The sequence below is a fragment of the Actinoplanes sp. CA-142083 genome, assembly GCF_050942195.1.
GTDB lineage: Bacteria > Actinomycetota > Actinomycetes > Mycobacteriales > Micromonosporaceae > Actinoplanes.
The window spans coordinates 5643963-5666230 of sequence record NZ_CP192076.1 but is presented as its reverse complement, the minus strand read 5'-3'; the positions used below and the strand labels follow the sequence as shown (position 1 = coordinate 5666230).

Genomic DNA, 22268 nt, shown 5'->3' with positions numbered 1-22268 from the left:
CGACGTCAGGCAGCGCGGTGCGTCACGTGCCGGCTCGGTGGGGCGGACAGCAGGCCGGTCAGGGGCGCGGTGTCGCCGGCTCGGGCCGCGCGCAGGAAAGCGCCGAGCAGCCGATCCCGCTCGGCCGGATCGACCGGGTGGTGGCGTTCCTGCCGGACACGGTGGCGTGCCCGGAACGCCAGTTGCCGCGCGTTCGCCTCGCTGAGCCCGAGCTCCCCGGCGATCTCGCGGAACGAGTGGCCGAACGCCTCGCGCAGCAGGTACACGGCGCACTCGATCGGGGACAGCCGTTCCATCAGCAGCCGCACCGCCGCCGCGACGGCCTCGCCGCGCTCCGCCTCCCGGGCCGGCTCGTCGCCCGCGGGAGTGAGGTCCGGCAGCCAGCCGCCGGCACACACCTCGCGACGCGCGTAGGCCGAGGTCGCCGCGTTGAGCGCCAGCCTCCTCGTGACGGTCACCAGGAACGCGACCGGCGTCCGTACCTGCTCGCGGTCCGCGGTCTGCCAGCGGACCCAGGCGTCCTGCACGACGTCCTCGGCGTCGGCCGCCCGGCCCACGATGTGGCGCGCGACGCCGAGCAGCACGGAACGGACATCCTCGAACTCCGACAGCTCGTCTACGTCTTCGACAACTCCGACGACCATGGTGTTCAGCCCCTTCTTTTCTCTCCCAGGCCGAGAATCGCCGCTCGCGCGCGCGGTCGAGTCCGCCGATACGCCAGCCGGGGTCGCTAGCCGGTGCCGACAGTCACGACAAGGGAGCTGAGCAGCGGATTGCTCGCCCTGCTGGAGCTGCCGCGCGGCCTGACCCTCGGCCGGCGGCGCCGCGAGATTTACCATGTTCGACATGAAGCGCCCGATGACCAAGGCTCTACGAGCGGCCTGCGCCGCGTTGCTTGCGGTGCTGACGGCCGTGCCCACATTCGCGGCACCCGCGGCGGCACACCCCGGCCACCCCGTCCGGCACTGGACCGCGACCTGGTCGACAGCGAACATCGCCGCGGCCCCGGACCCCTTCGGGGGCACCAACTGGGCGGACGGCTTCGAGAACCAGTCCCTGCGCCAGCCGGTCCGCGTCAGCCGGGGCGGCTCCGAGGTGCGCATCCGGCTGTCCAACGTGTACGGCAGCGCGCCCTTGCGGCTGGCCGGCGCCTCGATCGCGCGGTCGGCCCAGGGGCCGTCGGTGGAGCCGGGCTCGCAGCGGGCGGTGCTCTTCGGGGGCAGGCGCTCGGCGGTCGTCCCGGCGGGCCGGCAGCTCAGCTCGGACGCGGTGGCCCTGCGCGTCGCCCCGCTGGAACGGCTGACCGTGACCCTGTACTTCGCCGGCCGCACCGGACCGGCCACGTTCCACCCGTTCGCGCTGGCGACCGCCTACCGGGCCGCCGGCAACCATCTGCGGGACGGGTCCGGCGGCGCGTACACGGAGACGTCGCAGTCCTGGTACTACCTGTCCGGCATCGACGTGTCGGGCGGCTACGGCGGGACGGTCGTGGCGTTCGGTGACTCGATCACCGACGGGGCGTTCTCGACGCCGGACGCGAACAACCGCTACCCCGACGAGCTGGCCGAACGACTGGTCGCGGCCGGCAGCGGCAAGGCCGTCGTCAACGCGGGGATCGGCGGCAACCGGGTCCTGACCGACAGCCCGGGCTTCGGCGACCGGGCCACCGCCCGGTTCGGCCGGGACGCGCTGGACCAGCCGGGGGTGCGGACGGTGATCGTGCTCGAGGGCATCAACGACATCGGGCTGGGTGTCGGCGCCGAAGCGCAGCCGGTCACCGCGGAACAGCTGATCGCCGGGCACCGGAAGCTGATCCGGGCCGCGCACGCCCGCGGGGTGCGGATGATCGGCGCGACCATCCTTCCGTTCGCGGGGGTGACGTACCCCGGCTACTACACCGAAGAAGGCGAGAAGGTGCGCGACGCGGTGAACCGCTGGATCCGCACCGGCGGCGAGTACGACGCGGTGGCCGACTTCGATCGCGCGCTCGCCGACCCGGCCGATCCGGACCGGTTGAACCCGGCCTACGACGGCGGGGACGGCCTGCACCCGAACGACGCCGGGATGCGAGCCATGGCCGAGGCGGTCGACCTGCACCGGCTGTAGCAAACGCGCCGGGCGGATCCTGATCCGCCCGGCGCGCTGCGGGCTTCACGGGCCGGACACAGGCTGCGAGAATGCCGGCATGGACGAGACGAGAGCCGATTCGGCGCAAGAGCGGAACACTCCCGAGGCGACGATGAGCCGGCGCGGACTCTTCGGGCGGGCACTTGTCATCGCCACGGCCGGGACCGGCCTGATGGCACTCGCGGGCTGCCCGGGCGGCGACGGCGACGATGACGATGATGACGACGACGATGACGATTAGCAGGACCGGCAGTACAGCGGGAAGGTCGCGAGAGATTTAACATTCTCGACATGAAGCGCCCGACGATCTACGACGTGGCGCGCGAGGCCGGGGTGTCCGCGTCGACGGTGTCGCGGGCCTACGCACGGCCGGGGCGGGTGAACGCGGACACCGCGCAGCGGATCTTCCAGGCCGCCGAGACGCTCGGGTACCGGGCCGGGAACGCCGGGCTGCCGTCGGCCGGCGAGCGGCGGCACGCGATCGCGCTGGTGGTCGCGGACGTCACGAACCCGTTCTACGGCGACATCATCAAGGGCGCGTACGAGGCGGCCCGCGAGGCCGGCTACCAGCTGATGCTGTCGCACACCAACGAGTCGCCCAAGGTGGAGCGGCAGACGATCGAGCAGGAGCTGGGCCAGGTCGACGGGCTCGTGATCGCGAGCTCGCGGATGACCGACTCGGCGCTGCGCATGGTGGCCAAGCAGAAGGCCGTCGTGCTGCTCAACCGCAGCATCCCCGAGGCGAACTGCGTGCTCAACGACGCCGAGCGCGGCATCCGGCGGTCGGTGGAGCACCTCGCGCAGCTGGGGCACGAGCGGATCGCGTACGTGGCGGGGCCGGAGACCAGCTGGTCGGACGGGGTGCGCTGGCGGGCGATGCGGCGGGTGGCGGCCGAGCTCGGCATCGAGGCCCGCCGGATCGGGCCGAACGAGCCGACCGTCCTGGCCGGGCTGAGCGCGGCGCTGCGGGTCGCGGAGCTGGACGCCACCGCCGTGCAGGCGTACAACGACCAGCTCGCGATCGGCATCGTCAAGGGGCTCGGCCGGCTGAGCATCACCGTGCCCGAGCAGGTCAGCGTGGTGGGCTTCGACAACATCATCTTCGACGAGCTGGTCGAGCCGCAGCTCACCACCATCGCGTCCCCGCTGTACCGGATGGGGTTCACCGGGGTGCGCAACTGCATCGCGGTGTCACAGGGCGCGCAGCCGAGCGGCGACCCGCTGATCCTGCCCGTGCGCCTGGTGGTGCGCGGCTCGACGGCTCAGCGCAGGCGGCCGGCCAGGGCTTTCACGGCCCAGTCGAAGGACATCCGGTGGGATTCCCGCTTGGAGTCGACGCTCGGCTCGTCCACTTCGATCATGAAGTCGCCGTCGTAGTCGGCGGGGATCGCGTCGAGGACGGCCGCGAAGTCGACGACGCCGAGCCCGGGCTCGGCCCACAGGCGCTTGGTGCGGGCGGCGTCATGGTACGAGAGATCGTTGCGCCCGAGGTGGTCGGGGAAGACGTCCTTGATGTGGATCCCGCCGAGCCGGTCGGCGTAGCGCCGGATGAACCCGGCCGGCTCGATCCCGGCCCAGCGCAGATGCCCGGTGTCCGGCCCGAAGCCGATCACCTCCGGCCCGAGGTCGTCGAGCAGTTTGGTGATCTCGTGCTCGGTCTCGAAGATCCCGCCGACGTGCGAGTGGTGCAGCGGCCGCAAGCCTTCGCTCCGCAGCACGCGGCACACCTCGCCGCACATCTCGATCGCCTGGTCCAGTCTCGCGGCGTCGAAGCCGGCGCCGGCGGCGGGTTGCGCCAGGCGTTCCGGTCTCGCCATCGACGAGATCATCGTACGGTCGAGCCCGAGCGCGACCTGATCGCCCGCAAACACGCGAGCGCGCTCGATCTCGGCGCCCAGCGCGACGGTTTCGTCGAACGGCGAGTTGAACAGGCTCAGCGACGGCGCCAGCCCGTAGCCGCCGATCCAGTCGCGATACTCGGAAGCGGTCATGCCCTCGGGCACATCGGCTTTCACGGCGGTGAACCCGATTCCCTGGAAATCCGCGAAAGCTTCCGCGAAAACCTCACGGGTCTTGCCGGCCGAGGCCCAGTAGGGAATCGGGTTGGCGGCGAGCAGGCTCATAGCGACACCGGCTTTCCCGTGCGCGCCGACTCGTAGGCGGCGGTGATGACGGCGATCGACTGCCGGTTGGTCTCCAGGTCGACGCGCAGCTTCTCGGTGCCGGCGAGCGCGCCGAGAAAGTTGAGGTACTGCAGGCGGTGCGCGTCGGAAAGTTGCCCGGGATTCGCGGCCGCCGCGGTGTCGCCGCTGCCGCCTGAAATGGACTGCGTCCCGCCCATCATCATTTCTGAAGGGGCGGCCCCTACCGGCGTGGAGTGGAAGAACGCCATCGTGTCGTTGTCGATGACGGCCGACCCGCGATCGCCGTGCACCTGCAGCCGCGCGCTCAGCCCCGGGTAGGCGGCCGTTGTCGCGTGCAGGATTCCCAGGGCCCCCGACTCGAACCGCACCACGCCGGTCGCGACGTCCTCGACCTCGATCCGCTCGTGCGCGAGGGTCCCGGTGTAGGCGAAGACCTCCACCGGCCGCCCGAGCGCCGCGACGAGCAGGTCGACCGTGTGGACGCCCTGGTTCATCAGCGCGCCGCCGCCGTCGAGCTCCCAGGTGCCGCGCCAGCCGCCCGAGTCGTAGTAACTCTGCCCGCGCCACCAGTCGATCGACGCGATCCCCGACGTGATCCGCCCGAGCTCGCCCTTCTCGATCGCCTCCAGGGTCCGCTCGGTGGCCGGGTCGAACCGGTGCTGCGAGATGACCGTGACCAGCGTGCCCGCCTTCTGCCGGGCGCGGATGATCTCGTCGGTGCGCGCGACGGTGATCTCGGCCGGCTTCTCGATGATCACGTGCTTGCCGGCCTGGAGCGCCGCGATCGCGATCTCGCCGTGTTTCCCGGTCGGCGTGCAGACGACCACCACGTCGACGTCCTGCCCGGCGAGGGCCTCGTCCAGCGACGAATAGGGGTGGCCGCCGCGCTCGGCCGTCAACGCCGAGGCCCGTTCGAGGTCCACATCGGCGACGGCGACCAGTTCCAGCCGGTCGGTGAGCTGGCTCATCACCATGCCGTGGTGCTTGCCGATGACTCCGGCGCCGACGAGGGCGAATTTGGGTGCTGTGCTCACGCGTACTCAATCTCCTCGGTCTGCAGAATCCCGGTGAAGGCGCGCCAGGCCGTGCGGAAGAGCTCGGGACCGCTGAATCCGCCGGTGGCGTGGCCCGCCGCGAGGTGCGGTTCGAGGGAGAAGAAACCGTCGAATCCGTCGTGTCGCAATGCGCGGATCGTCGCCGCCACCTCGCCGTCGCCCTCCCCGGCGGGCACCACCGTGCCGTCGGCGAGAAACGCGTCCTTGATCTGGATGTATTCGACGTGCGGGCGCAGCATCGCATAGGCGTCGGTGTAGGGCCGCACGCCGACCTGCACGAAATTCGCCGGGTCCCAGGCCAGCTTCAGATAGGGCGAGCCGACCGAGCGGATGAGGTCCAGGCATCGCGCCGGCACATCACCGTAAATCTGTTTCTCGTTCTCGTGCAGCAGGATCAGGTCGGCCTCCTCGGCGACCCGCACCAGCGCGCGCATCCGGTCGATGACTTCCTCGCGATGGTCCGCGGGATCGGCGCCGGGCCGCAGGAAGAACGAGAAGATGCGGATGTACGGGGCGTCCAGCTCGTGCGCCACCTCGGCCGCGTGCCGCATGCGGTCCAGATGCGGGCCGAAATCCTCGTCGATGAAGATCTTCCCGATCGGCGACCCGATGCTGGACACCTTCAACCCGTACGTGGAAAGCGTTTTTCGCATGGTCGCGAGCTGATCGGGGGACAGGTCGAGGATGTTGACGTCCCAGGCGCTGCGCACCTCGATGTGCTTGAGGCCGAGCCCGGCCGCGACCTCACATTGTTCGGTGAGATCGGGGGAGATCTCGTCGGCGAATCCGGAGAGAGTCCACATCGGCGGTGCCTTTCAATTGTTCCGGCGGTAGACGGCGTCGATGATCAGCTGCGACTTCAGGGCTTCCCCGGGACCGATCCAGAACGGCTCGGGATCGGCGAGGGAGCGGTAGAAGTCGGCGATGATGAGCTCGTGCGAGGCGCCCCAGTAACTGCGGCCGCCGCTGCTCGCGCGGCGCTCGGCGATCACCTCGACGGTGCCGTCCTGATGCGTGATGGTCAGGTCGCCGCGCAATAGCAGCGTGGCCTTGTCGGTGACTATCTCGATGGTGACGGGGGAATCGACGGCGTTGGTGACGGTGGCGAAAAGGACGCTGCGGGCGCCATTTTCGTGGTCGAGGATCAGGCTCGCGGTGTCCTCGACGTCGATGTCGTAACCGCTGTAGGTGCCGGCGTCACCGTTCACCGTGACGACCTCGCCGACCAGCCACTGCAGCAGGTCGACGGTGTGGATGGCCTGATTTATCAGGACACCGCCGCCGCTGCGCGCCTTCTGCCCGCGCCACGGCTTCGCCTGGTAGTACTCGGGCGTTCGGTGCCACATCACCGTGGCGGAGGCGCCCTTCACCGAGCCGAGACTCTTCAGCCTCTGCCGGGCCACCGAGGACGCCGTGTTGTAGCGGTTCTGCAGGCAGACCCCGACCTTCAGGTGCGGAAAGTCTTTCGCGGCCGCGACCAGGCGCTCGGCCTCCTCGACGGTGTGCGCCACCGGCTTCTCGAGGAAAACATGCGCGCCACTTTCCAGCGCTTCGATGGCGAGCGGCACGTGCTGGTCGTGCGGAGTGCAGATGTGCACGACATCGGGCTGCTGATCGGCGCCGACGAGCTCGGCGCCCAGCTTCTCGATCGCCGCGAGATGCACCACCGAAACGTCACCGCGGCCGACGACCGCCACCCGGGTCACTTGACACCGCCCGCCGTCAGCCCGCCGACCAGGTAGCGCTGGAACACCAGGTAGAGGATGACCACCGGGGCCGCGCAGACCAGGGCCGCGGCCATCATCTGCGAGTACACCGGCAGCGCGCCGCCCTCCTGCGACGACCCGAAGATCTGCAGCGCCACGGCGGCGGTGTGCGTCTCGGGCCGGGTCAGCACCGACGCGAACAGCACGTCGTTCCAGCCCAGCAGGAACGCGAAGATCGCCGCCACGACGATCGCGGGCAGGCTCAGCGGGAAGATGATCCGCCGCAGGATGACCAGCGTGGAGGCGCCCTCGGTGCGGGCCGCCTCCTCCAGCTCGCGGGGCAGCCCCCGCAGATAGGTGACCATCACCCAGGTCGAGAACGGCAGCGCGAAGGTCAGGTACGCCACGAACAGCCCCCACCTGGTGCCGACGACGGTCAGGCCCAGATAGTTGCCCGCCGAGGAGAACAGCACGAAAACCGGCAGCAGCATCAGGGTGCCCGGGATGCTCTGCAGGCCGACCAGCCCGCGCAGGATCGTCAGCCGGCCGCGGAACTGGTAGCGGACCAGCACGTACGCGGTGGTGGTGCCGAGCAGCGCCGAGAAGACCGCGGTGAACCCGCAGACGATCAGGCTGTTGACGATGCCGGTGGACAGGTCGGCCGTGGTCCAGATCTTCGAGTAGCTCTCCAGGCTGAACGAGCTGGGCCAGAACTCGCCGGCCGCAACGCCCACGTCGGTGTTCAGCGACGCGAGGACGATGTACGACAGCGGCACCAGCACCATCGCGCACAGCACCACGGTGATCGTCACCAGCAGCGGCCGGGGCAGCAGCCGCGTGGCCTCGGCGTGCGCGCTCATCGCCGTACCCCCTCTTCATGGACGTCGAGACGGACGGCCCGCAGATAGACGAAAAGCGGGATGAGCACCAGGATCAGCGACACCACGGCCATCGCCGCGCTGAGCCCGAACCGCAGGCTCTGGAAGCTGGTGACGTAGACCAGCATCGGCATCACGTTGACGTTGTCCGGGGCGGGCGCGCCGAACAATACGAACGGCAGTGTGAAGTTGTTGATGTGGTTGAGCGTCGCCAGCAGGCAGGCCAGCAGCACCGGCCCGCGCAGGTAGGGCAGGATCACCTTGATCAGCTTCGGCCACCAGGTCACGCCGTCCACCGCCGACGCCTCGTGCACCTCGTGGTCGACCGACTGCAGCCCGGCCAGCGACATCAGGTAGATGAACGGCCACGCGGCCCAGATCTCGACGAGGATCAGCGTCCAGTAGGAGTTCGGGCCGCTGAGCCAGAGCGTTCCGTCCTTGCCGAGGATGCTGTTCACGATGCCGTCCGGCTGCAGCATGGTTCGCCACACCGACGCGACGACGAACGACGGCAGCACGTACGGGATGAGAAAGACCGCCCGGATGATGCCGCGGCCCTTGTACGCGTTCTGCGTGACCAGCGCGGCCGCGATCCCGATCGGCACGGTCGCGACCGTGGAGATGACCGCGAACGACACGCTGATCCAGATCGAGTGCAGCAGCCCGGAGTCGAGCGACTCGGCGTAGTTCGCCAGGCCGATGAACGGGGCCTCGACCCAGCGGCGCAGCGTGTACTGGTCCAGGTCGATCAGCGAGATCCACAGCGCGAGCACGAGCGGGATCAGGATGACCACGACCATCAGCAGGCCGCCCGGCGTCAGCAGCCACAGCGGGCGCTGGCGCTCGGTCACACCCTTGCGCTTCGGTTCCTTGGGCGCCGCTTCCTTCCGCGGCGCCCTGGCAAGTGTCGTCATCTCACTGCGCCCTTTTTCACTTCGCCCTGTCCAGGGACGACTGGGCGGCCTTCTGGGCGTCGGCGACGCGGGCGGAGATCTGCGCCGGGGTGAGCGATCCCTTGGCCAGGTCGGGCAGCGACTGCACGGCCACGTTGGTGAGCGCGAGCTGGATGTCGCTCCAGGCGCCGGTGAACGGCGTGGCCACCGACTTCTTGGCCGCCTCGGTCACCGGGCCCAGCTTCGGGTCCGACGCCAGGGTCTGCAGCGCCGAGGCGTTCGCGGGCAGGTTGCCGAACTTCTTGTAGTAGTCGAGCTGCACGTCCGGGTCGGTGACCAGTTTGACGTACTCGAAAGCCAGGTCTTTGTTCTTCGAATAGTCCGCGACCAGGAGGTTGTCGCCGGAGAGGATGCTGGCCGCCTCGACGCCGTTGGCGGGCCTGCTCGTGGCGCCCGGGGGCACGGTCGGCAGCAGCGTGAACGCCCACTTGCCCTTCACCGCGCCCTGCTCGAGGGAGTTCGTCGCGGTCGTGGTGGTGAGCAGGAAGTAGCCGGTCTTGCCCTTCGCGAACGACGCCAGGGCCTGCGGGTTCGTCCAGCCGACGGCGGCGGGGTCGACCACCTTGTCGTTGGTCAGCCAGCCGAAGTACGTCTCGTACGCCTTCTGCACGGTCGGGTCCTGCAGCTTCGCCGTCTTACCGTCCACGAGGGGGTTGCCGGCCTGCACCGACATGCCCCAGACGAACTTCCACGGGTCGAAGTTGTCCTTGTACGCGACCGCGAGGCCGTACTGGCCGTCCTTGGTGAGCTGCTTGGCCTGCTGGGTCAGCTCGTCCCAGCTGGTCGCCGGCTTGTCGATGCCGGCCGCCTTGAGCAGCTCGGTGTTGTAGGCCATGACGAACGGGCGGCTCACCCACGGGATGCCGACCTGGTTGCTCTCGTCCGGGCCGGAGATGCCGAGCGTGGCGGGGTTGAACTTCTCCTTGCCGCCGATCTTCTTCCACTCCTCGTCGCCCAGCTTCACGAACGCGCCGGTCGAGTAGGCGGTGGGGGTGAAGGTGGTGCCGACGGCGTACACGTCGGGCCCGGAGCCGGACACCACCGAGGTCTGTATCTTGGTGAGCTCGTCGTTGGCGCTGGCGAACGTCTCGAACTTCACCGTCGCGCCGGTCTGCGCCTTGAACTTCTCGCTGATCGACTTCTGCCAGGCCTGGAACTCCTCGGGGTACTGCGTGTTCGCCCCGATCAGCACGTCGAGGGTCTTGCCCTCGCCGCCGCCGGCGCTGTCGTCGTCGCCCCCGCAAGCGGTGAGCGCGGCGGCCAGCACCGTCGCACCGACCAGCGCAATGATCTTTCCGGTACGCATGTTCGTCTCCTTCGGTGCGTGCCGCGGATGGAGTGATGACGGTCACTGTTCGCTCCGCTGCTCGCGGCAGGCAAGCGGTTGCCAGTTGTTGCCCCGCCGGTCAGGCAACAAGTGGCAACAGCTTGCTTGTCACAGCTCGCGCCGCTCACGCTCGGGCACATGGCTGCCCCGCACCCCGACCGCCTGCTGCCCGCCGACCCCGGGGTGCGCTCAATCGCGCGCCGCCTCTACGACGAGGTCCGGGAGTTGCCGATCGTCAGCCCGCACGGCCACGTCGACCCGCGGATCCTGCGCGACGACACACCGTTCGCCGATCCGACCAGCCTGTTCATCCAGCCCGATCACTACGTGACCCGGCTGCTGCACGCCGGCGGCGTGTCGATGCGCGATCTGGGCGTGGGGGAGGGGCCGCTGCCGGACGACCGCGCGCGGAAAGCCTGGCGGCTGCTCTGCGAGAACTGGCATCTGTTGCGGGGGACGCCGGTGCGGTACTGGTTCGAGAGCTCGCTCGCCGACGTCTTCGGGATCATCGCCCGGCCCTCCTCGTCCAATGCCGACGATCTCTACGACCGGATCGCGTCGCTGCTGGTCTCGCCCAGCCGGCGGCCGCGGGCGCTGCTGCGCCAGTTCGGCATCGACTTCCTGGCGACGACCGACGATCCCGCCGACGACCTGGCCGCGCATCAGGCTCTGCGCGACGACCCGCAAGTGGCGACGACGGTCGCGCCGACCTTCCGGCCCGACCGGTACTTCGCGGTCGACCGGCCCGGCTGGGTCTCCGACGTCAAGGAACTGGGCGGGGATGTCGGCGACTACGCCGGTTTCATCGCGGCCCTGGAGGAGCGGCGGCGCTACTTCATCGCGCACGGCGCGGTCTCGGCCGACCACGGCGCCGTCGACGCCGGCGCGGCGCCGCACGACCACCCTGACCGGCTCTATCGCGCGGCGCTGGCCGGCACGATCACGGCCGCCGAGGCGACCGCCTTCCGCCGCCACATGATCTTCGAGATGGCCCGCATGTCCTGCGACGACGGCCTCGTCATGACCCTGCATCCCGGCATCCACCGCAACCACCACCCGGCGACGCTGGCCGCCTTCGGCCCCGACACCGGGCACGACATCCCGGTCGCGGTCGAGTTCACCCGGGCGCTGCAGCCGCTGCTCGAGCGGTTCGGCACCCACCCCGGGTTCCACCTGGTGCTGTTCACCGTGGACGCGACCGTGTACAGCCGCGAGATCGCGCCGCTGGCCGGGTTCTATCCGTCCGTGTACGCCGGGGCGCCGTGGTGGTTCCTCGACAATCCGGCCGAGATCCGGCGCTACCAGCAGGCGGTCACCGAGATCGCGGGCTTCTCCCGCTTGTCGGGCTTCATCGACGACACCCGGGCGTTCTGCTCGATCCCGGCCCGCCACGAGATGTCCCGCCGCCTCGACGCCGGGTTCCTGGCCTCCCTGGTTGCCGAGCACCGGCTCGACGAGGAGGAGGCCGTCGACACGCTGACGGCCCTGGTGACCACGCAGCCCCGCACGGTCTTCAAGCTCTGAGCCGCGCCCGCCCTCGCGGTCTTCGCCGTCTTCAGTCTTTGAGCTCGTCCGGAACTGCGGCGCCCACCACGAGTCCCTCCGCGGCCGCGGCCGTCATTGCCTCCTGGAGCACGAGACGTTCCGGGCGGCCGGTGCGGCGGGCGAGCGCGGCCACGTCCCCGAACTCCGGCATCACCTGGACCAGCACACCCTCCCGGTGGCCGACTTTCACCGTCACCCGGTCCTCGCCTATCGGCACCTCGACGAAGCCGCGCTCCAGCGCCACCCGCCCGCGCGTGCTGTGACGGACGCCGAGCGTGCTCGTATCCCGAAATATCCGCTCACGGAGGGCATCGGCGTTGCCGGCGCGGCCGAGCACGCTCAGCAGATGCGCCGGCCGGCCCTTCTTCATCAGGATCGGCGTCAGCCACGCGTCGGCCGCGCCGAGTTCCAGCAGTCCCTCCAGGACTCCGGGCCACAGCCGCGGGTCGAGATCGTCCACGTTGGCCTCGAGCAGCACGAGCGTCTCGGCGGCCTCGTGCGCGGAGCCGGTCGTCCGCGCGCCGGTGGACATTTGCACGGCCGCCGCTTTCTCGACCCGGCTCCCGATCATCACCCGGACGACGTTGGCGTTCCCGGCCGGGTCGCGGCCGCCCGCACCCACGCCGACCGTGTCCAGGACCATCGGTGGCAGCGGCTCGCACACCCCGGCGAAGGTGCGCAGCAGCGCCATCCCGGTCGGCGTCGCCAGTTCGCCGTCGCCGCCCGCGGACACCTGCCAGCCCTTCGCCAGCTCGGCCACCGCGGGCGCCGGCACCGGCAGCCGCCCGTGCTGCGTGCGGACGCTCCCGGAGCCGAGCGCCACCGGCCCGGCCGACACCGTCGTGATCCCCAGGTCGTCGAGCGCGGCGCAGCACCCCACCACGTCGGCGATCGCGTCGAACGCCCCGACTTCATGGAAATGCACTTCGTCCGGTGACACGCCATGCACCCGGGCTTCAGCTTCGGCGAGCGTCTTGAACACCGCGACGGCGTTGCGGCGGACCGGCTCCGGCAGCGACGCGCGGCCGAGCATGGCGCGCACGTCCTGCCAGGTGCGCGCGGGCGGCTGTCCGGCCAGCGCTTGAACGTCCACCTTGAGGGCACGCAACCCGGCCCGGGTCACCGGCCGGAGGCTCACCCAGACGCTCGGGCCGGGGCCGGCCACGGCGGCCGCCGCCCGGTCCGCGTTCCGCGCGTCGGTGGTGTCGGCCGCGGTCTGGTCCGCGTCAGAGACGTCGGTGATGTCGGCCGCCGTCCGGTCGGCGACGGCGCTGACCGCGGCTCGCACCGCGGCGAGGCTTGCGCCGGCGTCCAGGAGGGCGCCGAGCAGCATGTCCCCGGCGACCCCGGCGGAGGCGTCGATCCAGGCGTGCCGTTCGGTCATGCGGGGGCGGCGATCTGGGCGGCGAGGTGGCCCGCGCCGTAGCCGTTGTCGATGTTCACGACCGCCACGCCGGGGGCGCAGGCGTTGAGCATCGTGAGCAGCGCCGCCAGTCCTTCGAAGGCGGCGCCGTAGCCGACCGACGTCGGCACCGCCACCACCGGCGCGGAGATCAGGCCGGCCACCACCCCGGGGAGCGCGCCGTCCATGCCGGCCACGACCACCACGGCGCGGGCGCGGCGCAGGAGGTCGAGGTGGCCCAGGATGCGGTGCAGGCCGGCGACCCCGACGTCCACCACCAGGTCGGCGTGGCGGCCGAGGTAGCGGGCGGTCAGCAGCGCCTCGCGGGCCACCGGCAGGTCGGAGGTGCCGGCGGCCACGACTGCCACCGGGCCGCCGGTCGGCGCGGGCGGCGTGGGTGGCCAGGCGAGCAGGCAGGCCTCCTCGTCGTGGAGGGCGTCGGGCAGCTCTTTCCGGACGGCGGCGGCGTGGGCCTCGGTCGCGCGGGTGAAGAGGGTGACGACCTCCGGGTGGGTGCGCATCTCGGCGGCGATCCCGGCGACCTGGGACTCGGTCTTGCCGGCACAGAAGACAGCCTCGGGGTAGCCGCGCCGCCGGGCGCGATCGAGGTCGAGATCGGCGAACGCGGAAAGGTCGGTCACCGGGTGGCTGCCCGGGTGAAGGCGCCCGACTGGATGCCGGCCAGGTCCAGCGTCACGTAGCGGAAGCCGGCGCCGGTTACCGCGGACACGACGGCCTCGCGCAGGGTGGTCGCCGCCCGGGCCAGGTCGTCGGGCGGGAGCTCCAGCCGGGCGATGTCGCCGTGGTGCCGTACGCGAAAATCGCCGAAACCCAGCCGGCGCAGCGCCGCCTCCGCGCGCTCCACCTGGCTCAGCTTGACCGCGTCGACCGGGATGAAATGCGGGATGCGGGACGCCAGGCACGGCGCGGCCGGCTTGTCGGCGCTCGGCAGGCCCAGCGAGCGGGCGATGCTGCGGACGTCGGCCTTGGTCAGCCCGGCGGTGGCAAGCGGGGTGAGCACGTTGTGGTCGGCCGCCGCGCGCGAACCGGGGCGGTCGGTGCGGCGCACGTCGTCGGCGTTCTCCCCGTAGGCGACCGCGTCCAGGCCGTACGATGCGGCCTCGATGCGGGTGAACAGCTCGTCCTTGCAGTGGAAGCAGCGGTCGGGGCCGTTCGCCCGGTACTCGGCGCGCTCGCCCTCGTGGGTCTCGACCTCGGCCAGCCGTACCCCGACGTGGCGGGCGACCTCGTGCGCCCCCTCGCGTTCGTCGGCGGCCAGGCTCGGCGAAACCCCGAGCAGAGCGACGACATGGGACGGGCCCAGGGCGCGGGCGGCGAGCGCCAGCAGCACCGACGAGTCGACGCCGCCGGAGAAGGCCACCCCCAGCCGTCGCACCCCGTCCAGTTGCGTCTCCAGGGAGGCGGTGGCGCGGTCGAGCAGGTCGCTGGTCATGATTGCCATTCCATGCCGTCCACCCTGCCACGCGCCAAGCGGTTGCCAGATGTTGCGCCGCGTCGCCACGCCCCGGGCGGCACCCCGAAGGCCTGCCGGAAACGGGCGGCGAACGCGCCCTCGGAGGCGTAGCCGACGCGGGCGGCCACCGCGGCGACGGTCAGCCGCTCGTCGCGCAGCAGGCGCCGGGCGTGGTGCAGCCGCAGCGACTGCAGGTAGCGCATCGGCGGCTCACCGACGGCGGCGGCGAACCGGGCCGCGAACGAGGTCCGGGACAGGCCCGCCGTGGCGGCCAGCGAGCGGAGGGTCCACGGGCGGGCGGGATCGGCGTGCAGCGCGCCCAGCGCGGCGGCCAGGTGCGGGTCGCGCAGGCCCGCCAGCCACCCGCTGTGGTCGGCGCTCTCGCCGTGCCAGCGCAGCGCCCGGGCGATCAGCGCGTCCGACAGCCGGGCCATGACCACGTCACCGGCCGGGCCGGGATCGAAGGCCTCCTGGCGCAGCGCTTCCACGTACGGCGTCAGCCAGCGCGGCGGGTCGCCGCCCACGCCGGGGATGTGCAGCACCCGGGGCAGGCCACGCAGCGCGGGATGCTCGGGATCGTCGGTGACGAACGCGCCACACACGATCGTCGCCGACACCCGCGCGCCCGGGCCGCCGCCCCGCAGCCGGGCGCCCGGCGTACGCGCCGCCAGCTCGAAGCCCGAGGTGGCCATCGCGCGGCCGGAGCGCAGCTCGTGGTCGTCGCCGCGCGGCAGGATCACGCTGTCCCCGGCGCTGAGCGGGACGACCTCGCCGTCCGGGAGCGCCAGCTCGCACGCGCCGGCCGCGATCAGGTGCACGCCGCGCAGCCCCGGCCGGTCGAAGACGAGCCGGAACGGCGCGGTCATCTCGATCCAGCGGTACGCGGCACTGGTGAACCGCAGTTCGCGCAGGATCGCGCCCAGGACGTCCGAGGTGGTTTGCGGGACGGACACGCCTGGATTGTCCCGCCGCGCGTTCCTAGCGTCGAGGTATGGACAAGGTGCTGGTGACGGGTTCGACGGGGATTGGTGGCGCGGTCGCGGCCGCCTTGGGGGAGCGGGCGGTGACGGTGGGCCGGAGCCGGGCCGACCTGAGTTTGCTGAGCGAGACCGTCCGCGCGGCCGCGGAGGCGCCGCGGCGGCTGGACGCCATCGTGTGCTGTGCCGGGGTGTTCTCGCTGCGCGCCGAGACGACTGCCGAAGGGCTGGAGCGGTCCTTCGTGCTCAACTACCTGTCGCGGTTCCTGCTGGTGCGGCTGCTGCTGCCCCGGCTGGCCCCGGACGGGCGGGTGGTGCTGGTCGCGGCGGCGGGCCGGTACCCGGACACGCTGGGAGACGCCCGGGCTCTTCGCGGCGGCCGGGGGCTGCGGATCTCGGGGCGTACGCAGTTCGCGAACGACCTGTTCGCGGTGGAGCTGGCGGCGCGGTATCCGGGCCTCGCGGTGAGTTGCGTGTATCCGGGTCTGGTGGCGACCCGGGTGTTCCGGGATGCCCACGGCGTGCCGGGGCCGCTGCGTGGGATCCTCGACGCGGCGCAGCGGAGGTTCGGCGCCGACCCGGCCGTCGCGGCGGAGGTGCCGGTGCGACTGGCGACCGGGCCGCGCCTGCCGTCGGGCTTCTACGGGCCGGGCGGCCGCCCGTTGCCGATCCCGGCCCGGGTCAGCGCCGCCCGGCGCGCGGAGTTGTGGGCGGCGAGCGAGGACCTGACCTCGGTCAGTCGTTGTGGTGTTTCTCGCTGATCCGCACGTCGATCTCGGCCACGGTCACGGCGTCGGCCCAGCCGTCCGGCAGGTTCGCCGGTCCGGAACGGGTGCGCTCGATCCGATCGCCGACGTGCAGCCGCATCCGGGTGGCAGCGAGGGCGCCGTCGCGGAAGGTGCGAGCCACCTCGATCCGGCGCACCTCGCCGAGCGGGTAGGTGACGGCGCCGCCGCCCACCCGGATCAGGGTCAGCTCCCCGCCGGCCAGCCGCATCTCCACCACCGTGCGCCGGTCGAGCAGGAACTCCCAGGCCGCGACGGCGATCGCAACCGGGACCAGCGCGCAGCAGAGCAGCAGCGGCAGGGCGGGCGCGCCGTTGGCGGCGCCGGCGCAGAGCACCAGCAGGGCCGGCAACAGGAAGCACGCCACGATCGGGCCGCCACTGTGGCGCAACGTGTAGTAGGGGTCGTCGCTGTTGGCGTACCAGATGATCGGTCGCTCGGCCTCGGCCACACCGCCGAGGCTACTTGAGCCCTTCACGGGCGCGGGCTTCCGTCGGCGCGAGGGCGGCGCCGAGGGTGCGGGCCGTGTCGATCAGGGGAACGTGGCTGAACGCCTGCGGAAAGTTTCCGACCAGCCGGTGCTCGGTCGTGTCGTACTCCTCGGCCAGCAACCCGACGTCGTTGCGCAACGACAGCAGGCGCGCGAAAGTTTCCCGCGCGTCGTCGCCGCGGCCCATCAGGGCGTAGTTGCTGGCCAGCCAGAACGTGCACGCCAGGAAAGCGCCCTCGCCCGGCGGCAGGCCGTCGACGTCGGTGCCGGGGTGCTGGGTGTAGCGCTGCACGAAACCGTCGGCCATCAGGTGCTGCTCGATGGCGGCGACCGTGCCGATCACACGCTCGTCGTCGCCCGGGAGAAAACCCACCAGCGGCACCATCAGCATCGCCGCGTCCAGCTCGTCGGAGCCGTAGAACTGGGTGAAGGTCTTGCGGGACGGGTCGTAGCCTTTCGCCAGGATCTCGTCGCGGATCTCGTCGCGCAGCGCGGTCCAGCGGTCGATCGGCCCGTCCAGATCGAACTCCTCGACCGCCTTCACCGCCCGGTCGGCCGCCACCCACGCCATCAGCTTCGAGTGGACGAACTGCTTCGGCCCGCCGCGCACCTCCCAGATCCCCTCGTCGGGGTCGCGCCAGTGCTCCTCGACGAACGACATCAGCTTCACCTGCAGGCCCCACGCCGGGTCGTCGGCCTTCAGACCCGCCCGGCGGCCCTGGTGCAGGGCGTCCATCACCTCGCCGTACACGTCCAGCTGGAACTGCTCGGCGGCGGCGTTGCCGATCCGTACGGGATTGCCGTCGTAACCGGTCAGCCAGTTCGCGACGTACTCGTCGAGGCGGCGCTCGCCCGCCACGCCGTACATGATCTGCAGTTCCGCCGGGTTTCCGGCGATCGCCCGCAGCAACCACTTGCGCCAGGCGATGGCCTCGCTCTGGAAACCGGAGTAGAGCAGCGACTGCAGCGTGATGGTGGCGTCGCGCAGCCAGCAGAACCGGTAGTCCCAGTTGCGCACGCCGCCGAGCTTCTCGGGCAGGCTGGTGGTGGCGGCCGCGACGATGCCCCCGGTGGGTGCGTAGGTCAGGGCTTTGAGGGTCAGCAGCGACCGTACGACGGCGTCGCGGTACTCGCCCTCGTAGGTGCACGCCGATACCCAGCCCCGCCAGTAGCCCTCGGTCACACCCAGCTCGTGCATCGCGTCGACCGGCTCCGGCGCCGGCAGGTGCGAGGGCCGCCAGGTCAGCACGAACGGCACCCGGTCGCCGGTCGTCACCTCGAACTCGGCCCGCGTCGCCAGGTTCTCCCCGCGCGTCCCGACCGGCGTGCGCAGCCAGGCCGCGTCCGGGCCGGCCACCGCCACCAGGTCGTCCTGCTCGCGATACACCCACGGCACCACGTGCCCGTAGTCAAAGCGCAACCGCAAGATCATTTCCATCCGTACGGCGCCGCGCACGCCCTCCACGATCCGGATGATGTCGGGCGCCTCCCCGCGCGGCGGCATGAAATCGATCAGCCGCGCGATGCCGTCCGCCGTCTCGAACTCCGTCTCCAGCACCAGCGTGTCGTCCCGGTAGCGCCGCCGGATGGCCACGACGTCGCCGGCCGGCCGGACCGTCCAGTGCCCGTTCTCCTCGTTGCCGAGCAGCGCCGCGAACACCGCCCCCGAGTCGAACCGCGGCGCGCAGAACCAGTCGATCGACCCGTCCCGCCCCACCAGGGCCGCGGTCTGCGTGTCCGCGATGATCGCGTAGTCCTCGATCCGAAGCGCCATGCCCCGGTTCTTACCCGGGCGGACGTGCGCTGATGCCTCAGGCCAGGTCGCAGAGTTTCGCCCCCGACCGCAGGCCGGCCAGGTGCTCCCTGAGCGCGGCGGTGCGGGCCTCGGCCTCCGCGATCAGGGTCTCGGCGACCCGGCCCCAGTCCTCCGGCTGCGGATCGTGCGGGAGCGCGGCGAAGACCCCGGCGATCTCCCGGACGGTCAGGCCCACCCGCTGGGCGACCTTGGCCACCCGGATGCGGCAGGCCGCGCTCTCGTCGAAGCGGCGCTGATCGCCCGAGGTGCGCACGGCGCCGATGATGCCGTGCTGCTCGTAGAAGCGCACCGCCGACGCCGCCACACCGGCCTCGGCGGCCACCTCGCCGACCGATTTCGTGAACATCACCGTCATGCCGCCATCCTGCACCGCCGCGCGGCTTGACTTCAACATATGTTGAAGTCCGAGGCTCGGGACATGACCGAAGCGAACTACGCGGTGATCGCCGCGAGCCTGCGCGGCGAGCGGATGGGCCGGGCCGTCGCGGACTGGGCCACCGGCCGGATCGCCGCCGTGGGCATGACCGCCGACCTGATCGACCTCGCCGAGATCAGCCTGCCGGACGACGAGCTGCTGCAGCCGGGCGGCGCCGGGCCGACCGAGATCGCGCCGCGGATCGATCGCGCCGACGCGTACGTGATCGTGACGCCCGAGTACAACCACAGCTATCCGGCCGGGCTCAAACGGGCGATCGACTGGCACTACCGGGAGTGGATGTTCAAGCCGGCCACTGTGCTCTCCTACGGCGTGCAGGGCGGGCTGCTCGCCACCGAGCACCTGCGCGGTGTCCTCGCCGAGCTGCACGTGGTCACCACCCGCCGCGGCGTCGGCCTCACCACGCCGTGGTACGACCTGGGGCCGGCCGGCTACGCGCCGCCGGACGGCGTGGCGAAGGCCTTCGACCTGGCCCTCGGCGAGCTGGCCTGGTGGGCCGAGACGCTACGCCACGCCCGCCGCGACCGGCCCTACATCCAGCGGTGAGGACCGGGCTGCTGCTGGCCCTGGGCGGCCTGATGGTCGTGGTCGACACGACCGTGACCGCGGTGGCGGTGCCGGCGATGGTGGCCGGGCTCGGCTCGACCCTGACCGCCGTCCAATGGGTCACCACCGCCTACCTGCTCGGCATCGTCGCCGTCATCCCGGCCGCGGGATGGCTGGTCGCCCGGTTCGGGGCCCGCCGCGTCTACGTGCTCGCGCTGCTCGGGTTCACGCTGTTCTCGGCCCTGGCCGGGCTGGCCCCCGGCGCCCTGTCGCTGGCCGTCTTCCGCGCGCTGCAGGGCCTCGGCGGCGGGCTGCTCAACCCGGTCGGGCAGACGATCGGGCTGCGGGCGGTGCCGCGGGAGCGGCGCGGCCGGCTGATGAGCCTGCTCGGACTGCCCCTGATCATCGGGCCGGTCCTCGGGCCGCCGCTGTCCGGCTGGCTGGTCGACACGGCGTCCTGGCGCTGGATCTTCCTGATCAACGTTCCGATCGGCTTGCCGGCGGCGGCGTTGTGCGCGCGGCTGCTCCCGCACCAGAGCCCCGAAGCGAACCCCGGCCGCCTCGACTGGGCCGGCTTGGCGCTGCTCTCGGCGGGCGCCGTCCTGCTGGTGCTGGGTTGCACGCTGACCGCGTGGCCGGTGCTAGTGGCGGGCCTGCTCCTGGCCGCGGTCGCGCTCCGGCGGCGGATCCTGGACCTGAGCCTGCTGCGGCACCACGAGTTCCGGAGCGCGCTGATGGTTCTCGCCGCGTTCGGGGCGGCCTACTTCGGGGCGCTGTCGATCCTGCCCATCGTCGTGCAGGTGGTCCGCGGCGACCCGGCAGCCGTCGCCGGCGCGATCGCCGTCCCGTCGGCGCTCGCGGTCGGCGCGACCGTCCAGATCGCCACCCGGCTGGTCGACCGGGTGCCGCCGCGCCGCATCGTGGCGACCGGCGTCCTGACCGCCTTGACCGGCGTCGCGACCTTGCTGGCGACCACCGCGACGAACACCGGCTATCCGGCGGTCGTCGCGGGGTCGGTGCTGCTCGGCGTCGGCTCCGGGGCGACCCTGATGCCGGCGATGACCGTGGCGCTGCGCGACCTCGACGGCCGCGAGACGCCGCGCGGGGCGACCATGCTCGCGCTCGTGCAGCAGCTGTCGGCCGCCCTCGGCGTCGCGCTGGTGGCCACGGTGATGACCGCTCAACTGAAACGCCCGATGGCCACCCTCGTCGCCGAGGCCGGGCCGCATCCGGACTCCGCGTGGCCGGTCGCCGTCCCGTACGTGTGCTGCTTGGTCTTGATCGCCTTTGCCGTCGCCGCGGCGACGCGGATGGGTCAGCGGGTCAGGACCGGCGCCAGCACCTCGTGGACGTAGGTGTTGGGGTGTTCGCCGGTGAAGCGGCCGGCGAGCGGGCCGTAGGCGGTGATCGGCACGTTCTGGCTGGTGTGCGAGCCCGTGGTCCAGTCGAGGTTGAAGCTCAGCGTGCTGCCGTGGACCGGGAACGGGCCGTCCTCGGCCGAGACGCCGTCGCCGGACTCGTCGGTGGTGGCGGTGTCCTCGACGGCCAGGCCGCCGGTCTCGTGGTCGCCGGTCACGATCACCAGGGTGCCGCGGTGGGTGGCGGCGTAGTCGCGGGCGACCGCGACGGCCTTCTCCAGTTCGCCCATCGCCTGCAGCACGCGCCCGCCGTTGTTGTCGTGCGCGAACTCGTCGACACCGTCCTCCTCGACGAACAGGAAGAACCCGTGGCGGCCGGTGTCGAGCGTGCCCAGCGCCTTGCGGGTCATGGTGGCGAGGCTGACCGGCGGGTCGTAGACGTCGCCCTCACCCTCGGGGTTCTGCTGGAACAGCTCCTCGTTGGCGAACAGGCCCAGAAGCTTCCCCCGGCGGGCGGCGGCGAGCTGCGCGGCGGTGGAGACGTACTGGTAGCCGTCGGCGCGGGCCCGGGCGATCAGGTCGCCCTTGGTGCCGCGGCTGCCCTCGGTGGGGTCCTCGGCCGGCTGGTCGGGGTACGCGCCGGGATCGCCGGCCGGCAGCCACCAGTCCTCGCCGCCGCCCAGGATCACGTCGGGGTGGCTGACCTCGAGGTACTGGCGGGCGATGTCGTCCTGCGCGGCCCGGTCGACGCTGTTGGCGAAGAACGCGGCCGGGCTCGCGTCGGTCACCTGCGCGGTGGTGACCAGGCCGGTGGCCTTCCCGGCCGCCTTGGCCTGGGCGCCGAGCGTGGGCAGCGGGTTGCGGTCGACATCGACGCTGATGGCGCCGTTGTAGGTGCGCACGCCGGTGGCCCAGGCGCTCGCCCCCGCGGCCGAGTCGGTCACCGCGGTCGCGGGGTCGTGCGGGCTGGTGGTGAGCTGTCCCGACACCGGCAGCGAGTCCATGATCAGCTGCCCGTCGAGGCCGGCGTAGTACAGGCGCGCCGCCTCGCGGTGCGCGGCGGCCATGCCGTCGCCGTTGATGAAGATGACATTGCGTACGGCGGTCCGGCCGTCGCTGTTTGCCCGGGCCGCGGCGACCCCGGCGGCCGAGACGGCGACGGCGACCACGGGGGCCAGCCACTTCACGGTACGGACGTACATGTCTCCTCCTCATCACCCGACGACGTTGTCGCGGAGATCGGCGGTCG

23 protein-coding genes are annotated in these 22268 nt (G+C 71.7%); 7 read left to right on the top strand and 16 right to left on the bottom strand.

Annotated elements, in window-relative coordinates:
* Window positions 1-5: 5 nt before the first annotated feature.
* Window positions 6-644, bottom strand: a complete 639-nt coding sequence (locus ACQPZX_RS26010) for a sigma-70 family RNA polymerase sigma factor (protein ID WP_433360032.1) — start codon at window positions 642-644, stop codon at window positions 6-8.
* Window positions 645-846: 202 nt separating this feature from the next.
* Between ACQPZX_RS26010 and ACQPZX_RS26005 the strand changes: the two genes are divergently transcribed.
* From ACQPZX_RS26005 to ACQPZX_RS25995, 3 genes are all read left to right on the top strand, one after another.
* Window positions 847-2106 carry an SGNH/GDSL hydrolase family protein gene (locus ACQPZX_RS26005; RefSeq protein WP_433360029.1) on the top strand — a complete coding sequence of 420 codons (1260 nt, stop codon included), beginning with the start codon at window positions 847-849 and terminating at the stop codon, window positions 2104-2106.
* 79 nt (window positions 2107-2185) lie between these two features.
* Complete coding sequence (locus ACQPZX_RS26000) at window positions 2186-2368, top strand: hypothetical protein (protein WP_433360026.1); 183 nt, start codon at window positions 2186-2188, stop codon at window positions 2366-2368.
* 50 nt (window positions 2369-2418) lie between these two features.
* On the top strand, window positions 2419-3504 hold the full coding sequence (locus ACQPZX_RS25995) for a LacI family DNA-binding transcriptional regulator (protein WP_433360023.1): 1086 nt from the start codon (window positions 2419-2421) through the stop codon (window positions 3502-3504).
* Here the strand turns inward: ACQPZX_RS25995 and ACQPZX_RS25990 are convergent.
* From ACQPZX_RS25990 to ACQPZX_RS25960, 7 genes are read right to left on the bottom strand one after another with little or no spacing between them, the layout of a single operon-like run.
* Complete coding sequence (locus tag ACQPZX_RS25990) at window positions 3390-4250, bottom strand: sugar phosphate isomerase/epimerase family protein (RefSeq protein ID WP_433360020.1); 861 nt, start codon at window positions 4248-4250, stop codon at window positions 3390-3392. The two genes, ACQPZX_RS25995 and ACQPZX_RS25990, sit on opposite strands and share 115 nt — an antisense overlap.
* The gene (locus tag ACQPZX_RS25985; protein ID WP_433360017.1) at window positions 4247-5305 is read right to left on the bottom strand and encodes a Gfo/Idh/MocA family protein; all 1059 of its coding nucleotides are present in this window, start codon (window positions 5303-5305) and stop codon (window positions 4247-4249) included. Before ACQPZX_RS25985 ends, ACQPZX_RS25990 begins: the two co-directional genes overlap by 4 nt.
* Window positions 5302-6129, bottom strand: coding sequence for a sugar phosphate isomerase/epimerase family protein (locus ACQPZX_RS25980; RefSeq protein WP_433360014.1), 828 nt, complete (start codon window positions 6127-6129; stop codon window positions 5302-5304). The genes ACQPZX_RS25985 and ACQPZX_RS25980 overlap by 4 nt, the downstream gene beginning before the upstream one ends.
* 12 nt (window positions 6130-6141) lie before the next feature.
* Complete coding sequence (locus ACQPZX_RS25975) at window positions 6142-7032, bottom strand: Gfo/Idh/MocA family protein (protein WP_433360011.1); 891 nt, start codon at window positions 7030-7032, stop codon at window positions 6142-6144.
* Window positions 7029-7892 carry a carbohydrate ABC transporter permease gene (locus ACQPZX_RS25970; protein ID WP_433360008.1) on the bottom strand — a complete coding sequence of 288 codons (864 nt, stop codon included), beginning with the start codon at window positions 7890-7892 and terminating at the stop codon, window positions 7029-7031. Before ACQPZX_RS25970 ends, ACQPZX_RS25975 begins: the two co-directional genes overlap by 4 nt.
* On the bottom strand, window positions 7889-8824 hold the full coding sequence (locus tag ACQPZX_RS25965; RefSeq protein ID WP_433360005.1) for a carbohydrate ABC transporter permease: 936 nt from the start codon (window positions 8822-8824) through the stop codon (window positions 7889-7891). The genes ACQPZX_RS25970 and ACQPZX_RS25965 overlap by 4 nt, the downstream gene beginning before the upstream one ends.
* Before the next feature lie 16 nt (window positions 8825-8840).
* Complete coding sequence (locus ACQPZX_RS25960; RefSeq protein ID WP_433360002.1) at window positions 8841-10169, bottom strand: ABC transporter substrate-binding protein; 1329 nt, start codon at window positions 10167-10169, stop codon at window positions 8841-8843.
* A gap of 159 nt (window positions 10170-10328) precedes the next feature.
* On the opposite strand from ACQPZX_RS25960, the gene uxaC reads away from it, so the two are divergent.
* On the top strand, window positions 10329-11714 hold the full coding sequence (gene uxaC / locus ACQPZX_RS25955; protein ID WP_433359999.1) for a glucuronate isomerase: 1386 nt from the start codon (window positions 10329-10331) through the stop codon (window positions 11712-11714).
* Between the two features lie 31 nt (window positions 11715-11745).
* Here uxaC and larC read toward each other — a convergent pair whose 3' ends face one another.
* Genes larC through ACQPZX_RS25935 form a run of 4 tightly spaced genes read right to left on the bottom strand, consistent with a single transcriptional unit; the run spans window position 11746 to window position 15564 of the window.
* Window positions 11746-13119 (bottom strand): nickel pincer cofactor biosynthesis protein LarC, encoded by a 1374-nt coding sequence (gene larC / locus ACQPZX_RS25950; RefSeq protein WP_433359996.1) that lies wholly within the window; start codon window positions 13117-13119, stop codon window positions 11746-11748.
* Entirely contained in the window at window positions 13116-13778 is a 663-nt protein-coding gene (larB, locus tag ACQPZX_RS25945; RefSeq protein WP_433359993.1) for a nickel pincer cofactor biosynthesis protein LarB, read from the bottom strand. The genes larC and larB overlap by 4 nt, the downstream gene beginning before the upstream one ends.
* Window positions 13775-14590, bottom strand: a complete 816-nt coding sequence (gene larE / locus ACQPZX_RS25940) for an ATP-dependent sacrificial sulfur transferase LarE (RefSeq protein WP_433359990.1) — start codon at window positions 14588-14590, stop codon at window positions 13775-13777. Before larE ends, larB begins: the two co-directional genes overlap by 4 nt.
* On the bottom strand, window positions 14587-15564 hold the full coding sequence (locus ACQPZX_RS25935) for an AraC family transcriptional regulator (RefSeq protein WP_433359987.1): 978 nt from the start codon (window positions 15562-15564) through the stop codon (window positions 14587-14589). Before ACQPZX_RS25935 ends, larE begins: the two co-directional genes overlap by 4 nt.
* 38 nt (window positions 15565-15602) lie before the next feature.
* Here ACQPZX_RS25935 and ACQPZX_RS25930 point away from each other — a divergent pair, with 38 nt between their 5' ends.
* The gene (locus tag ACQPZX_RS25930; protein WP_433359984.1) at window positions 15603-16349 is read left to right on the top strand and encodes a hypothetical protein; all 747 of its coding nucleotides are present in this window, start codon (window positions 15603-15605) and stop codon (window positions 16347-16349) included.
* Here ACQPZX_RS25930 and ACQPZX_RS25925 read toward each other — a convergent pair.
* Genes ACQPZX_RS25925 through ACQPZX_RS25915 form a run of 3 tightly spaced genes read right to left on the bottom strand, consistent with a single transcriptional unit; the run spans window position 16324 to window position 19034 of the window.
* Window positions 16324-16824, bottom strand: coding sequence for a hypothetical protein (locus tag ACQPZX_RS25925; RefSeq protein ID WP_433359981.1), 501 nt, complete (start codon window positions 16822-16824; stop codon window positions 16324-16326). The genes ACQPZX_RS25930 and ACQPZX_RS25925 overlap by 26 nt on opposite strands.
* Before the next feature lie 10 nt (window positions 16825-16834).
* On the bottom strand, window positions 16835-18637 hold the full coding sequence (locus tag ACQPZX_RS25920) for a glycoside hydrolase family 15 protein (RefSeq protein ID WP_433359978.1): 1803 nt from the start codon (window positions 18635-18637) through the stop codon (window positions 16835-16837).
* Between the two features lie 37 nt (window positions 18638-18674).
* Window positions 18675-19034: a MerR family transcriptional regulator gene (locus ACQPZX_RS25915; RefSeq protein WP_433359975.1), complete on the bottom strand. Its 360-nt coding sequence runs from the start codon at window positions 19032-19034 to the stop codon at window positions 18675-18677.
* Between the two features lie 63 nt (window positions 19035-19097).
* On the opposite strand from ACQPZX_RS25915, the gene ACQPZX_RS25910 reads away from it, so the two are divergent.
* Window positions 19098-19661 (top strand): NADPH-dependent FMN reductase, encoded by a 564-nt coding sequence (locus ACQPZX_RS25910; RefSeq protein ID WP_433359972.1) that lies wholly within the window; start codon window positions 19098-19100, stop codon window positions 19659-19661.
* Entirely contained in the window at window positions 19658-21016 is a 1359-nt protein-coding gene (locus tag ACQPZX_RS25905) for a DHA2 family efflux MFS transporter permease subunit (protein WP_433359969.1), read from the top strand. Before ACQPZX_RS25910 ends, ACQPZX_RS25905 begins: the two co-directional genes overlap by 4 nt.
* Here ACQPZX_RS25905 and ACQPZX_RS25900 read toward each other — a convergent pair.
* Window positions 20977-22221, bottom strand: coding sequence for an alkaline phosphatase (locus ACQPZX_RS25900; RefSeq protein ID WP_433359966.1), 1245 nt, complete (start codon window positions 22219-22221; stop codon window positions 20977-20979). The genes ACQPZX_RS25905 and ACQPZX_RS25900 overlap by 40 nt on opposite strands.
* Between the last annotated feature and the right edge of the window lie 47 nt (window positions 22222-22268).

Excerpts from the sequence above, each read along its gene's own strand:
- ACQPZX_RS26010 (WP_433360032.1), bottom strand. The coding sequence starts at position 644 with ATGGTCGTCGGAGTTGTCGAAGACGTAGACGAGCTGTCGGAGTTCGAG.
- ACQPZX_RS26005 (WP_433360029.1), top strand. The coding sequence starts at position 847 with ATGAAGCGCCCGATGACCAAGGCTCTACGAGCGGCCTGCGCCGCGTTG.
- ACQPZX_RS26000 (WP_433360026.1), top strand. The coding sequence starts at position 2,186 with ATGGACGAGACGAGAGCCGATTCGGCGCAAGAGCGGAACACTCCCGAG.
- ACQPZX_RS25995 (WP_433360023.1), top strand. The coding sequence starts at position 2,419 with ATGAAGCGCCCGACGATCTACGACGTGGCGCGCGAGGCCGGGGTGTCC.
- ACQPZX_RS25990 (WP_433360020.1), bottom strand. The coding sequence starts at position 4,250 with ATGAGCCTGCTCGCCGCCAACCCGATTCCCTACTGGGCCTCGGCCGGC.
- ACQPZX_RS25980 (WP_433360014.1), bottom strand. The coding sequence starts at position 6,129 with ATGTGGACTCTCTCCGGATTCGCCGACGAGATCTCCCCCGATCTCACC.
- ACQPZX_RS25970 (WP_433360008.1), bottom strand. The coding sequence starts at position 7,892 with ATGAGCGCGCACGCCGAGGCCACGCGGCTGCTGCCCCGGCCGCTGCTG.
- ACQPZX_RS25965 (WP_433360005.1), bottom strand. The coding sequence starts at position 8,824 with ATGACGACACTTGCCAGGGCGCCGCGGAAGGAAGCGGCGCCCAAGGAA.
- ACQPZX_RS25960 (WP_433360002.1), bottom strand. The coding sequence starts at position 10,169 with ATGCGTACCGGAAAGATCATTGCGCTGGTCGGTGCGACGGTGCTGGCC.
- uxaC (WP_433359999.1), top strand. The coding sequence starts at position 10,329 with ATGGCTGCCCCGCACCCCGACCGCCTGCTGCCCGCCGACCCCGGGGTG.
- larC (WP_433359996.1), bottom strand. The coding sequence starts at position 13,119 with ATGACCGAACGGCACGCCTGGATCGACGCCTCCGCCGGGGTCGCCGGG.
- larE (WP_433359990.1), bottom strand. The coding sequence starts at position 14,590 with ATGACCAGCGACCTGCTCGACCGCGCCACCGCCTCCCTGGAGACGCAA.
- ACQPZX_RS25930 (WP_433359984.1), top strand. The coding sequence starts at position 15,603 with ATGGACAAGGTGCTGGTGACGGGTTCGACGGGGATTGGTGGCGCGGTC.
- ACQPZX_RS25920 (WP_433359978.1), bottom strand. The coding sequence starts at position 18,637 with ATGGCGCTTCGGATCGAGGACTACGCGATCATCGCGGACACGCAGACC.
- ACQPZX_RS25915 (WP_433359975.1), bottom strand. The coding sequence starts at position 19,034 with ATGACGGTGATGTTCACGAAATCGGTCGGCGAGGTGGCCGCCGAGGCC.
- ACQPZX_RS25910 (WP_433359972.1), top strand. The coding sequence starts at position 19,098 with ATGACCGAAGCGAACTACGCGGTGATCGCCGCGAGCCTGCGCGGCGAG.
- ACQPZX_RS25900 (WP_433359966.1), bottom strand. The coding sequence starts at position 22,221 with ATGTACGTCCGTACCGTGAAGTGGCTGGCCCCCGTGGTCGCCGTCGCC.